The organism is Streptomyces sindenensis (assembly GCF_014649035.1).
GTDB classification, from domain to species: domain Bacteria; phylum Actinomycetota; class Actinomycetes; order Streptomycetales; family Streptomycetaceae; genus Streptomyces; species Streptomyces sindenensis.
On record NZ_BMSG01000002.1, the window covers coordinates 300,403 to 312,296 of the forward strand.

Annotated in this window: 13 protein-coding genes and 1 tRNA gene; 7 read left to right on the forward strand and 7 right to left on the reverse strand. The window is 71.3% G+C overall.

Translation table 11 applies throughout. The features are described from left to right. The first annotated feature begins 53 nt into the window (after window positions 1–53). Window positions 54–136: transfer RNA gene (locus IE145_RS04635), tRNA-Leu, on the forward strand. A 284-nt stretch (window positions 137–420) separates the two neighbouring features. Beyond that, window positions 421–1,251, forward strand: coding sequence for a ScbR family autoregulator-binding transcription factor (locus tag IE145_RS04640; protein WP_189519032.1), 831 nt, complete (start codon window positions 421–423; stop codon window positions 1,249–1,251). A 247-nt stretch (window positions 1,252–1,498) separates the two neighbouring features. Here IE145_RS04640 and IE145_RS04645 read toward each other — a convergent pair whose 3' ends face one another. Beyond that, window positions 1,499–2,110, reverse strand: coding sequence for an FMN-dependent NADH-azoreductase (locus tag IE145_RS04645; RefSeq protein WP_189519034.1), 612 nt, complete (start codon window positions 2,108–2,110; stop codon window positions 1,499–1,501). A gap of 146 nt (window positions 2,111–2,256) precedes the next feature. On the opposite strand from IE145_RS04645, the gene IE145_RS04650 reads away from it, so the two are divergent. From IE145_RS04650 to IE145_RS04665, 4 genes are all read left to right on the forward strand, one after another. After that, window positions 2,257–2,607, forward strand: coding sequence for a winged helix-turn-helix transcriptional regulator (locus IE145_RS04650; protein ID WP_189519036.1), 351 nt, complete (start codon window positions 2,257–2,259; stop codon window positions 2,605–2,607). 118 nt (window positions 2,608–2,725) lie between these two features. Continuing rightward, window positions 2,726–4,159 carry a DUF2252 domain-containing protein gene (locus tag IE145_RS04655; RefSeq protein ID WP_229825327.1) on the forward strand — a complete coding sequence of 478 codons (1,434 nt, stop codon included), beginning with the start codon at window positions 2,726–2,728 and terminating at the stop codon, window positions 4,157–4,159. A gap of 93 nt (window positions 4,160–4,252) precedes the next feature. Continuing rightward, window positions 4,253–5,182, forward strand: a complete 930-nt coding sequence (locus IE145_RS04660; RefSeq protein WP_189519038.1) for a J domain-containing protein — start codon at window positions 4,253–4,255, stop codon at window positions 5,180–5,182. A 182-nt stretch (window positions 5,183–5,364) separates the two neighbouring features. Beyond that, window positions 5,365–5,709, forward strand: a complete 345-nt coding sequence (locus IE145_RS04665; protein WP_189519040.1) for a rhodanese-like domain-containing protein — start codon at window positions 5,365–5,367, stop codon at window positions 5,707–5,709. Between the two features lie 110 nt (window positions 5,710–5,819). On the opposite strand, the gene IE145_RS04670 is transcribed toward IE145_RS04665, so the two are convergent. The 6 genes from IE145_RS04670 to paaA all read right to left on the reverse strand — a co-directional run bounded on the left by IE145_RS04670 (window position 5,820) and on the right by paaA (window position 10,785). After that, entirely contained in the window at window positions 5,820–7,001 is a 1,182-nt protein-coding gene (locus tag IE145_RS04670; protein WP_189519043.1) for an acyl-CoA dehydrogenase family protein, read from the reverse strand. Between the two features lie 100 nt (window positions 7,002–7,101). Further along, window positions 7,102–8,160, reverse strand: coding sequence for a 2Fe-2S iron-sulfur cluster-binding protein (locus tag IE145_RS04675; protein WP_189519045.1), 1,059 nt, complete (start codon window positions 8,158–8,160; stop codon window positions 7,102–7,104). Continuing rightward, window positions 8,161–8,658: a 1,2-phenylacetyl-CoA epoxidase subunit PaaD gene (paaD, locus tag IE145_RS04680; RefSeq protein ID WP_189519047.1), complete on the reverse strand. Its 498-nt coding sequence runs from the start codon at window positions 8,656–8,658 to the stop codon at window positions 8,161–8,163. Continuing rightward, the gene (gene paaC, locus IE145_RS04685; RefSeq protein WP_189519049.1) at window positions 8,652–9,368 is read right to left on the reverse strand and encodes a 1,2-phenylacetyl-CoA epoxidase subunit PaaC; all 717 of its coding nucleotides are present in this window, start codon (window positions 9,366–9,368) and stop codon (window positions 8,652–8,654) included. Before paaC ends, paaD begins: the two co-directional genes overlap by 7 nt. Further along, window positions 9,365–9,655, reverse strand: coding sequence for a 1,2-phenylacetyl-CoA epoxidase subunit PaaB (paaB, locus tag IE145_RS04690; RefSeq protein WP_010060350.1), 291 nt, complete (start codon window positions 9,653–9,655; stop codon window positions 9,365–9,367). Before paaB ends, paaC begins: the two co-directional genes overlap by 4 nt. Then, window positions 9,652–10,785 carry a 1,2-phenylacetyl-CoA epoxidase subunit PaaA gene (gene paaA, locus IE145_RS04695; RefSeq protein WP_189519051.1) on the reverse strand — a complete coding sequence of 378 codons (1,134 nt, stop codon included), beginning with the start codon at window positions 10,783–10,785 and terminating at the stop codon, window positions 9,652–9,654. Before paaA ends, paaB begins: the two co-directional genes overlap by 4 nt. Before the next feature lie 88 nt (window positions 10,786–10,873). On the opposite strand from paaA, the gene IE145_RS04700 reads away from it, so the two are divergent. Next, window positions 10,874–11,779 (forward strand): DUF5819 family protein, encoded by a 906-nt coding sequence (locus tag IE145_RS04700; RefSeq protein ID WP_189519052.1) that lies wholly within the window; start codon window positions 10,874–10,876, stop codon window positions 11,777–11,779. Window positions 11,780–11,894: the final 115 nt, after the last annotated feature.

Consider the following 11,894-nt stretch of genomic DNA (forward strand, 5'->3'; position numbering starts at 1 on the left):
GTTTGTCGCCAGGCGCTCGCCCCCCAAGGTGAGAGTCTGAAAACACCACTCATGCGCGAGTGGCGGAACGGCAGACGCGCTGGCTTCAGGTGCCAGTGTCCTTAGGGACGTGGGGGTTCAAATCCCCCCTCGCGCACAACGGCAGGTGCTTGCAGCTGCCGAGCTTGAATCGGGAGAACCCCCGCTTCGGAGAGATCCGGAGCGGGGGTTCTTCGTCGTTGTGTGTTCGCGACCGTCTCGTCGGTGTCGTTTCCGTGTTTTCGGTGGACGGGCGGGGTACGGACAGCGGGTGTGGGCACGGTTTCCGGACAGACCGATGGCCGGTGCAACGGCGCACTTGCATACGCTGGCCGCAGAGGTTGGATCGACGGCGGCTCGGCGGTGAAGGGCTGAGCGCACAGAACGTCCCGGAGGCAGGAAATGGCGAAGCAGGCTCGCGCGGTCCAGACGTGGCGGTCGATCGTGGACGCCGCGGCGAGTGTCTTCGACGACTACGGCTACGAGCGTGCCGCCATCTCGGAGATTCTCCGCCGTGCCAAGGTCACCAAGGGGGCCTTGTACTTCCACTTCGCCTCCAAGGAGGCGATCGCGCAGGCGATCATGGACGAGCAGACCTCCACGGTCGAGTTCGAGCAGGAGGGATCGCCGCTCCAGTCCCTGGTGGACGGCGGCCAGCAGTTCGCCTTCGCCCTGCGCCACAACGCGATGGCCCGGGCCGGCACCAGGCTCTCCATCGAGGGCGTCTTCCTCGGCGGACCGCACCCCTGGGGCGAGTGGATCGACGCGACGGCCCGGATGCTGGAGCTGGGTCAGGAGCGCGGCGAGGTGTTTCCGCAGATCGACCCGATGGTGTCGGCCAAAATCATCGTCGCCTCCTTCACCGGTATCCAGCTGGTCTCGGAGGCCGACTCCGGCCGTGCCGATCTGCGCGAGCAAGTCGCGGAGATGTGGCGGCACATCCTCCCGTCGATCGCTCACCCCGGGGTCATCGCCCACATCAAGCCCGAGGGCCGGGTGGATCTGGCGGCTCAGGCGCGGGAGAAGGCGGAGCGGGAGGAGCAGGAGGCCAGGATCGCCGCGGAGGCCAAGGAAGCCGGTTCCGATCCCGCTGCGGACACGGGCTCCCGGTCGGGCGGGGCGGGCCTGCGGGGCGGCGGATCCGGTCGCGGTACGCGGGCCGGGCAGACCGGTGACGAGGGTGACGAGGAGCCTGCGGGCGCGGGGGTGGCGGCGGCCGGAGGGGCTGCCTGATCCGCGAGGGGCGTGCCATGTCCGTGTGCGACGTCTACAGCCACGTTTATGCGGCACGTTCATGCGGCACGTTCATGCGGCACGTTCATGCGGGACCTCCACGTGCCACGTTCACGCGCCATGCGCACGGGCCATGCGCACGGGCCATGTTTCACGTGAAACGTCCGATTGATCGTGATGCGGCGGGGCCGCGGAGTTCGTAGAAGAAACTCCGCGGCCCCGCCGCATTCCGCTGTCTGCCGTTCGTTCAGGCGGCGAGGCGGGTGGCCAGGGCCTTCGCCTTCTTCCGGGCGTCTTCGAGCGCCTGGGTGCGGGAGGCCTCGGCGAGCGGGATCAGTTCGGCCATCGACGGCTGCGAGTGGGCGAGGGTCAGCTCCGGAACGATGAAGTCCACCTCGGTGGAGAACATGCCCGCGAACACCTTCTCCAAGTAATTCTGGACAAATTCGAAGCTCTCGCGAGGAGTGCCCGGAGCGTAGGAACCGCCGCGGCTGGCGACGACGGTCACCGGGGTTCCGGCGACGGGGGAGTCCGGTCCGGCGTTGTGCCCGACGATGATCACCTGGTCCAGCCATGCCTTGAGGGTGGACGGGATCGTGAAGTTGTACATCGGTGCGCCGATCAGGACGGCGTCCGCCGCGGCCAGTTCGTCGGCCAGCTCGCGGCGCAGCGGGTCGTCGGCGCCCGCGGCCGTGGAGCCGGCGTCCAGGTGGGGCAGTGGATCGGCGGCGAGGTCGCGGTGGACGACGGTGCCGTCCGGGTGCTGCTCGCGCCAGGCCTCGACGAACGCCGCGGTGATGTCGCGGGAGGCGGAGCCCTGGGGGAAGACGGCGGAGTCGAGGTGCAGGAGCGTGGCCATGGGGATCTCCACAGAGAGGGGGAAGGGGTGCGGGCGGCCGACGAGACCTCGGGGGCGTCGCTGGCTAGCCATTGCGTACGTAACTACTAATAACATAGCTACTTATTTTTAGTAAGCTCCCGACGTCGGCGCAGTACGCTGGGGGTATGGCGGATCACAACGAAGAGGCCTGTCGGCGGGTCGATGTGGGGATCAGTCGGGTCTTCGAGTTGTTCGGCAAGCGCTGGACCGGCCCGATCGTTTCGGTGCTGATGCAGCGGCCGGTGCACTTCGCCGAGCTGCGCAGGGCGATTCCCGGGATCAGCGAGCGGATGCTCTCGGACCGGCTGACCGAACTCGGCGCCGCGGGCCTGGTGATCCGCGAGGTCGACGAGGGGCCGCCGCTGCGCGTCGCGTACCGGCTCACCGAGGCAGGCGCCGCGATGGAACCCGCGCTCAAGGAGCTGGGGCAGTGGGCGGACACCTACCTGTCCCCGGAGGCCCGTGGCGGCTGCTGACACACGCTGACGAATCGGCGGTACCGTCGTGCTCGGCCACTGCTGGGCAGGGCCGCCGGCCGGGCGGGACAGCCGGGCAGCCGAAGAGCGTGTACGAGGGTGGGGGAGGCGACGCGCCATGAGCGTGACCGGGACGACGATGCCTGAACAGCGTGCCGAGGAGTCGGATCCGCGTATTCCCGTCGTGACCGGCTTCGCCCGGCGCGGGGCCGCGAGTTCACCGAAGGCGGCGGGCAAGGCGCTGCGCGACCGGGTGCCGCGGTCCTCGCACGCCTCGCTGGTCCTGCCGCCGGGACGGCCGGACGCGGTGCGGGCCGTCGAGGAGTCGAACCGGGGCCGCGTGCCGGGGCTGACACCGATACGGGTGGGCCGGATGGCGGCCACGCCCTTCGCCTTCCTGCGGGGTGCGGCCGGGCTGATGGCCCACGACCTGATGGGCACCCCGGTCACCGGTGTGGGAGCCCAGCTCTGCGGCGACGCGCACGCGGCCAACTTCGGCCTCTACGGCGATGCCCGGGGCCGCCTGGTCATCGATCTCAACGACTTCGACGAGACCGTCTTCGGGCCGTGGGAGTGGGACCTCAAGCGGCTTGCCACCTCCCTGGTGCTCGCGGGCCGGGCCGCCGGGGCCGACGAGGACACCTGCCGACGGGGCGCGTACGACGCTGTCGGCGCCTACCGGCGCACGATGCGGCTGCTGGCCCGGCTGCCCGCTCTCGACGCCTGGAACGCGATCGCGGACGAGGAGCTGGTCTCGCACACGGACGCGCGCGACCTGGTCGGCACCCTGGAACGGGTCTCGGAGAAGGCCCGTAACAACACCAGCGCCCGGTTCGCCGCCCGGTCCACCGAGGAGTGCCCCGACGGCGGCCGGCGCTTCGTCGACGCGCGGCCCGTGCTGCGCCGGGTGCCGGACGCCGAGGCCGCGGTCGTGGCCGCCGGTCTCGGCGGTTATCTCTCCACCGTCTCCGAGGACCGGCTGCCGCTGCTGGCCCGGTACACGATCCACGACGTGGCGTTCCGGGTGGTCGGCACCGGCAGCGTGGGCACCCGGTCGTACGTGGTGCTGCTGCTCGACCACCAGGGAGAGCCGCTGGTCCTCCAGGTGAAGGAGGCGCGCCCCTCGGTGCTCGCCCCCTATCTGCCCGCGGTCGGGTTCGACGTACCGGAGGTGGCGCACGAGGGTCGTCGGGTGGTGCTCGGGCAGAAGCGGATGCAGGTCGTCAGCGACATCCTGCTCGGCTGGGCGGACGTCGACGGCCGGCAGTTCCAAGTCCGCCAGTTCCGGAACCGCAAGGGCAGCGTGGACCCCGCGGCGCTCCCCGCCGACCAGGTGGACGACTACGGGCGGATGACCGGTGCGCTGCTGGCCCGGGCGCACGCCCACAGCGCAGACCCCCGTCTGCTCGCGGGCTACTGCGGCAAGAACGACGAGCTCGACGAGGCGGTGGCCGCCTTCGCCGTGACGTACGCCGACCGTACGGAAGCGGATCACGCCGAGCTGCTGCGGGGGATCAAGACCGGCAGGCTGGCCGCCGAGTTCGGTGTGTGACGGGTCCGGGTCCGGCGCGCGCGTGAAGCGGTGGGTACGGTTCGGTCCCACCGGGTGTGCCGCGCCGCCGGGCTGTGGCCATACGCTGGACGGGTGACCCACGAAGCCGCCGGGGTGCCGACCACCCGGAACGATGAAGACCGGCAGGACAACGTCCCGCAGGACAGCGACGACGTCCAGGACGTTCAGGACGCCCAGGACGTCCGGCGGGACGAGGCCGGGCAGGCCCCCGCTCCGGAGGACGCCGAGCAGCGGCCCGAGGCCCGGCTGGCCCGGGCGGTGCAGGTCGCCGAGCAGGCGTTGATCGAGTTCGAGATCGCGGTGGAGACCTTCCGGGTGGAGGTCGAGAACTTCTCCCGGCTGCACCACCAGAAGCTCGGCCCGATGTACGCGCGTCTCGACGAGCTGGACGCGCTCATCGCGGAGGCGCGGGCGGCGAAGACCGGGGACCCGGAGGACGAGCGCAAGGCGCGGGAGGCGCGGGCGGTCGTCATGCCGATGCCCGGGGTCGACGAGCTGTTCCACGACTGGATGGACACCGACGGGCTCTCCCCCGAGGCCGCGGCCATGCTCACCGAGCAGCCGGTCCGGCCGCCGAAGCGGGTCAGGCCGAGCGAGGAGGCCCGCAGGCTCTACCGGGAGCTGGCCCGCAAGGCGCACCCTGACCTCGCCCAGGACGAGGTGGAGCGGCAGCGCCGGGACGAGTTCATCGCCCGGGTGAACGCCGCCTACGGCCGCGGTGACGTCGAGCTGCTCAAGGAGCTCGTGGCGGAGTGGGAGGCCGGCCCGGTGCAGCCGCCGGCTCCGCTGAGCGAGAGCGAGGAGCTCTACGCCCGGCTGGAGTGGCTCAGCCGGCGCAAGGAGCTGCTGACGGTGCTCGCCAAGGAGCTGGAGGACGGCGCGATCGGCTCGATGCTGCGGATGGCCCCCGACGATCCGGACCAGTTGCTGGAGGACATCGCGGAGCAGCTGCTGGGCGAGGTGTCCCGGCGTGAGGCCGAGCTCGCGGAGATGGCGCAGTAGGCGGAGTGGGGGCGGTGGGCGCGGTAGGGCGTAGTGACGCAGTGGGTGCAGTGGGTGCAGTGGGTGCAGTGGGTGCACTAGGTGCAGTGGGCCGGGTGCGGGAGTCGGGTGCAGTAGCGTTCCCGGTGACTCTTCCGCGAGTGGACGACTCTTCCGCGTATGTACGAGAGAAGGCATGACCCATGAATTTCGCCCCGCTGCCCTCGGTGGACGCCGCCGCGGTGCCGTCGGACGGCTTCGTCCTGGACGTCCGTGAGAACGACGAGTGGGCGGCCGGTCACGTCGAGGGTGCGCTGCACATTCCGATGAGCGATTTCGTGGGCCGGTTCGGCGAGCTGACCGAGGCGTCCGAGGACGGCCGGCGCGTGTATGTGATGTGCCGGGTGGGCGGCCGGTCGGCCCAGGTCACCCAGTACCTGGTCCAGCAGGGCATCGACGCGGTGAACATCGACGGCGGCATGCAGGCCTGGGACGGCGCCGGCCGCCCGATGGTCACGGACAACGGGACGCCCGCCTTCGTCCTCTGAGTCCGTCCTTCGGGCCCGGCCGCGGTCGGTGTCCGCCGAGTGGGAGCCGGGCCCGGGCCGGGTCTCGGGCCCCGGGCCCCGGGCCCCGGGCCCGGTCAGGTCTGCCGGTGTCACCCGAGTGGGTGGGCGGCCAGCAGATCGCCCAGCGTCTCCTCGTGGGCCGCTGCCGGGCCGAGGGAGAGCTCGATCTGCTTCGCCCAGGCGTGGTAGCGGTGCAGCGGGTAGTCGGTGTCCGCGCCGAAGCCGCCGTGCAGATGCTGGGCGGTCTGCACGACGCGGCGCACGCCGTCGGAGGCCCAGATCTTCGCCACGGCGACATCGCCCGCGGCGGGCAGCGGGCCGCCGGCGTCGGTGGAGATCCGCCAGGCGGCCTGCCAGAGGGTCGCCTCCATCGCCCGCAGATCGATGTACCGGTCGGCGGCCTGGACGGCCACCGCCTGGAACGTAGCGACCGGGAACCCGAACTGCTCGCGCTTGCCGGTGTATTCGGCGGTCATCGCGAGCACTCGCTCGCCCAGCCCGAGCGCCAGCGCGCACGTCCCCGTGGTGAGCAGGGACCGCAGCCAGTCCCAGCAGCCCGCGGTCTCGATCAGCTCGCGCGCTTCCACGCGCACGGCGTCGAGCCGGACCTCCGCCAGGCGTTCACCGCTGGTGGAGACCTGGTCGGCCAAGGCGACCCCGTCGCGGGTCCGGGGCACGAGGGCGAGGACCGATCGGCCCTCGGCGGTGTGTGCGGGGACGGCGATCCAGTCGGCCACCTGGGCCCAGGGAACCGCGGACTGGACCCCGTCGAGCACCCAGCCGGATCCCCCGGACGGACCACCGGTCTTCATGTCGGCTTCTCCGTCGGCTTCCCCGTACGGCCGTGCGGAGACGGCCAGTTCGGCCGGATCGTGGCCGCTGCGTCCGTTGGCGCCGACGGTCAGGACCAGCTCGCCCCGGCCGGCCCGGGGCAGCAGCTCCGCCGCGAGGCCGCGCTCGCCGTACCGCTCGATGGCCATCGCCACTGCGCAGGTCTCCAGCAACGGGACCCTGGCCAGCGCCTTGGCCGACTCCCGCAGGACCAGACAGAGCGCGATCGGGTCCAGGCCCGCGCCCCCGTGGTCCGGCGACAGCGTGAGCCCGAGCAGGTCCGTGCGGGCCAGCTCGCGCCACAGCTGCCGGTCGATGTCCTCCGCCACCGCGCCCGGCGTCAGGGCGGGGCTGGGCGTGCGGTCGGGTGCGACATCCGAGAAGACGGCCCGGGCCGCCTCGGCCGCCGCCCGCTGTTCTTCGGTGAAGGTGAAGTCCACTGTCCCAGCCTCCCGTTGGCCCTGAGCTAGCTGACGGTCCGTCAAGATAGAACAGTTTCTATGGGATGGGAAGGGAATGGCGCTGTGGCTCGTCCGGGCCTCAGCGGTCGAAGTCCAGCTCCACCTCCGGGGTGAGCGGATGCGACTGGCAGGCCAGCACGAAGCCCGCCTCCGTCTCGTCCGGTTCCAGGGCGAAGTTGCGGTCCATCCGGACCTCGCCCGAGACGAGGAACGCCCGGCAGGTCCCGCAGACTCCGCCCTTGCACGCGTACGGAGCATCCGAGCGGCTTCGCAGCACCGTCTCCAGCAGGGATTCCGCGTTCTCCACGGGCCAACTGCCCGAGCGGCCGTGAAGGGTGGCCGTCAGCACGGAGTCGGACGGGGCGGCGACCTTGGCCACCGTCGCGTCGGCGGGGCCCTCGTCGACGTGGAAGATCTCCTGATGAACCCGGGAACGGTCGACGCCGAGCGCCTTCAGGGCCTTCTCCGTGCCCCGGACGAGACCCAGCGGCCCGCACAGGAACCAGCCGTCCACCGCCGCCACCGGGAGCACGGCGGGCAGCAGACCGGTGAGCCGTTCGGTGTCCAGCCGCCCGGAGGGGAGACCGGCCGACTGCTCCTCCCGGGAGAGCGCGGTGACCAGTTGGAAGCGGTCCGGATAGCGGTCCTTGAGGTCGGCCACCTCGTCGAGGAACATCGTCGAGGCCGCCGTGCGGTCGCTGCGGATCAGACAGAACCGGGCCGTCGGCTCCCGGTCGAGCAGGGTGGCCGCCATCGACAGCACCGGGGTGATGCCGCTGCCGCCGACCACCGCCGCGAACAGGCCCGGGCGCGGCTTCAGGACGAAGCGGCCCATCGGAGGCATGGCCTCCACCTGGTCCCCGACGGCCAGCTCCTTCAGGGCGTACGTGGAGAACGCTCCGCCCTCGACCATGCGGATGCCCACCCGCAGCACCGGTTCGCCGGGCTGCTCGGTGGCCGGTGCGCAGATCGAGTACGAACGGCGGACCTCCTGGCCGTCCACGGTGTAGCGCACATTCAGATGCTGGCCGGGGGTGTGGCGGAAGGTCTCGCGCAGCTCGGCCGGCACGGCGAGGGTCACGGCCACCGCGTCGTCCGTGATCCGTTCGATCGCGCTGACCCGGAGCGGATGGAACATCTACAACTCCTTGAAATGGTCGAACGGTTCACGACAGGCGGCGCAGCGGCGCAGGGCCTTGCACGCCGTGGAGGAGAACCGGCTGAGCAACTGCGTGTCCGTGGAGCCGCAGTGCGGGCAGCGCACCGAGAGCGTCAGCGGCACGGGGCCGCCGTCGGCGCTGTGCGGGCGTGGCGGCGCTATGCCGAACTCCGCCAGCTTGCGGCGCCCTTCGGTACTGATGTCGTCCGTCGACCAGGCCGGTGCGAGGACCGTGACCACGGAGACCTCCGGCACGCCGTGGTCGTGCAGCACCCGCTCGATGTCGGCGGACATCGCCTCGATCGCCGGACAGCCGGTGTACGTCGGGGTGAGCCGCACGGTCACCCGGCCCGGGCCCTCCACCTGGACATCCCGCAGGACACCCAGCTCCGCCAGGGTCAGCACCGGGAGCTCGGGGTCGGGCACGGAGCCGGCCAGCTCGCGCAGCTCCGCCTCCAGCAGCGTGTCGGTCACCATGACGCCCCCGGGTGACTGCGGTGCAGGTGCTGCATCTCGGCGAGCATGCGGCCGAACGGCTCGGTGTGCAGACCCTGTCGGCCCGCGCCCGCCGCCCAGCCCCCGGACCGCGGTCCCGCGGGGAGAGTCAGCGTGGCGCGTTCGACGACATCGGTGACGGCGGCGAGCCAACTGCTCTCCAGCGCCTCCCGGTCGACGCCGGATTCCGGGGAGTCCAGCCCTTCGACCGGCTGGAACATCTCACCGGTGAACCGCCACAGCGCGTCCAGTCCGCTCTGCATCCGGCCGTGGCTCTCCTCCGTGCCGTCCCCGAGCCGCAGGACCCACTGCTCGGCGTGGTCGCGGTGGTAGGCCACTTCCTTCACGGCCTTGGCCGCCAGAGCGGCGAACTCGCCGCCCCCGGCCGCCAGTCGCTCGTACAGCAGATGCTGATACACGGAGAAGTAGAGCTGCCGGGCGATGGTGTGGGCGAAGTCCCCGTTCGGCTGCTCGACCAGCTGGAGGTTGCGGAAGGCGCGCTCCTCGCGGAGGTAGGCCAGCTCGTCCTCGTCGCCGACGAGCGAGAGCAGCACCCGCGCCTGCCCCAGCAGGTCCAGGGCGATGTTGGCGAGCGCCACCTCCTCCTCCAGGACGGGGGCGTGACCGGCCCACTCCCCCAGCCGGTGCGAGAGCACCAGCGCGTCGTCGCCGAGGGCGAGTGCGGCGCTCACAGGTGCTTCACCCCGTCCGGGATCTCGTAGAACGTCGGGTGGCGGTAGGGCTTGTCGCCGGCCGGCTCGAAGAAGGAGTCCTTCTCGTCGGGGGAGGAGGCGGTGATCGCGGTGGACGGGACCACCCAGATCGAGACGCCCTCCGAGCGGCGGGTGTAGAGGTCGCGGGCGTTGCGCAGGGCCATCTCGGCGTCCGGCGCGTGCAGGCTGCCCGCGTGGGTGTGGGACAGTCCGCGCCGCGAGCGCACGAACACCTCCCACAGAGGCCAGTCGGTCGAGCTGCTCATGCCGTCTCCTCCACATGCTGCGCGGACGCGCTGGTCTGTGCCGATGCCGATGCCGGTGCCGGCGCAGGTGCCGGTGTCGGTGTCGGTGTCTGGGGCGATGTCTGTGCCGGGGCGTGCTTGGCGGCGTACGCGGCTGCCGCGTCCCGGACCCAGGCGCCCTCCTCGTGGGCCCTGCGCCGCTGGGTGATCCGCTGCTCGTTGCAGGGGCCGTTGCCCTTGAGGACCTCCTGGAACTCCGACCAGTCGATCGCGCCGAAGTCGTGGCTGCCCAGCTCCTCGTTCCACCGGATGTCGGGGTCCGGGAGCTCCAGGCCCAGTGCTTCGGCCTGGGGTACGCAGATGTCGACGAAGCGCCGGCGCAGCTCGTCGTTGGAGTGCCGCTTGATCTTCCAGGCCATCGACTGCTCGGAGTGCGACGAGGCGTCGTCGGGCGGGCCGAACATCATCAGGGAGGGCCACCACCAGCGGTTCACCGCGTCCTGGGCCATGGCGTGCTGGGCCTCGGTGCCACGGCTGAGGGCGAGCAGCAGCTCGTACCCCTGGCGCTGGTGGAAGGACTCCTCCTTGCAGATACGGACCATCGCGCGGGCGTAGGGGCCGTAGGAGCAGCGGCAGAGCGGCACCTGGTTGGTGATCGCCGCGCCGTCCACCAGCCAGCCGATCGCGCCGACGTCGGCCCAGGTCAGCGTGGGGTAGTTGAAGATCGAGGAGTAGCGCTGGCGGCCCGCGTGGAGCTTGTCGAGCAGCTCCTCGCGGCTGGTGCCCAGGGTCTCGGCGGCGCTGTAGAGATACAGGCCGTGGCCCGCCTCGTCCTGCACCTTGGCCATGAGGATCGCCTTGCGGCGCAGCGAGGGCGCCCGGGTGATCCAGTTGGCCTCGGGCTGCATGCCGATGATCTCCGAGTGCGCGTGCTGGGCCATCTGGCGGATCAGCGTCGCCCGGTAGGCATCGGGCATCCAGTCGCGCGGCTCGATCCGCTCGTCCGCCGCCACGGCCGCGTCGAAGGCCGCGAGGTGGTCCGCAACCGCCGCGTTCGTCGCGTCCGCCGCACCGGTCGAACCCGGTCCACCCGCCGCATTCGCCGTGCCGAGCGTCTTCTGCGTCGTCTGGTGCGCAGTCACTGCCGCCATCCCGGGCTCCCTACCGACCGATCGTTCGGTTCCTTGACTTCAATGGTGAGTCGGAGGCCCGTAGGGTGTCAACCCTGTGGATAACTGAGTGGTGATCGACGGTGAGCGGGGCGGGATGGATTCGGACCACGACAGGAGCTCTGCGGGCGGGGGGAAGAACGCCTGGCCGCAGGCGTTGAACCGGCCGGCGGAAGCGCGGGACACCCCCGAAGCCATACCGCCGAACGGCGTCGTCCCGCCCGACGGAGCCGTACCGCCGGACCAAGCGGTCACCACGCCCCCGGCGCCCTCGACGCCCCAGGCCGAGCCCTCGGTCACCGGCCGGGGCATAGCCGGGCTCTCGTCTCCGTACCAGGTGGTCGCGGCCCTGGCGCTGTCCCTGATCGGGCTGCTCGCCTGCACGCACGTGGCCATGGTGTTCCTGCACGTCGCCCCGTCCAACACGCTGACGAAGGAGCACGGGAAGACGATCGACCGCTGGATCTACCCGGAGTTCGAGCAGAACTGGAAGCTCTTCGCGCCCAACCCGCTCCAGCAGAACGTCGCCGTCCATGTGCGGGCCGAAGTGGCCGATGCCGACGGTCGCCGCACCACCCGGTGGATGAACCTGACCCACGAGGACGCCAAAGGGATACGCGGCAACTTCTTCCCCAGCCACGTGAACCAGAACGAGCTCCGCCGGGGCTGGGACTTCTACGTCAACTCCCACGACAGCGAGAACCGCCCCAACGGGCTGCGCGGGGACCTCTCCGAGCGCTACGTGCGGCGGATCGCGATGCTGCGGCTGAGCGAGCGTGACTACGGCGGCACGATCGAACGCATCCAGCTCCGCTCCGCCACCAGCTCCATCGCCCCGCCCCCGTGGAGCGCCGAGAAGATCAGCACCAAGCCCGTCTACCGGGTACTCCCCTGGTGGACCGTGACCTCCGACGATCTTCCCGAGCACGCGGCGGAGAAGAGCCGGGAAGCGGCACGTGCGGAGGCCAACCAGTGACCATCCCCTCGCCCCAGACCCCGCAGGACCCGACGCCACAGGACCCGGCCCGGCAGGCCCCGACACCACGGGATCCGGCCCGGCAGGATCCGACGCCGCAGAACCCGGTCCCGCA

Coding starts and splice junctions, on each gene's coding strand:
- IE145_RS04640 (WP_189519032.1), top strand. CDS start 421: ATGGCGAAGCAGGCTCGCGCGGTCCAGACGTGGCGGTCGATCGTGGAC.
- IE145_RS04645 (WP_189519034.1), bottom strand. CDS start 2,110: ATGGCCACGCTCCTGCACCTCGACTCCGCCGTCTTCCCCCAGGGCTCC.
- IE145_RS04650 (WP_189519036.1), top strand. CDS start 2,257: ATGGCGGATCACAACGAAGAGGCCTGTCGGCGGGTCGATGTGGGGATC.
- IE145_RS04655 (WP_229825327.1), top strand. CDS start 2,726: ATGAGCGTGACCGGGACGACGATGCCTGAACAGCGTGCCGAGGAGTCG.
- IE145_RS04665 (WP_189519040.1), top strand. CDS start 5,365: ATGAATTTCGCCCCGCTGCCCTCGGTGGACGCCGCCGCGGTGCCGTCG.
- IE145_RS04675 (WP_189519045.1), bottom strand. CDS start 8,160: ATGTTCCATCCGCTCCGGGTCAGCGCGATCGAACGGATCACGGACGAC.
- paaD (WP_189519047.1), bottom strand. CDS start 8,658: ATGGTGACCGACACGCTGCTGGAGGCGGAGCTGCGCGAGCTGGCCGGC.
- paaB (WP_010060350.1), bottom strand. CDS start 9,655: ATGAGCAGCTCGACCGACTGGCCTCTGTGGGAGGTGTTCGTGCGCTCG.
- paaA (WP_189519051.1), bottom strand. CDS start 10,785: ATGGCGGCAGTGACTGCGCACCAGACGACGCAGAAGACGCTCGGCACG.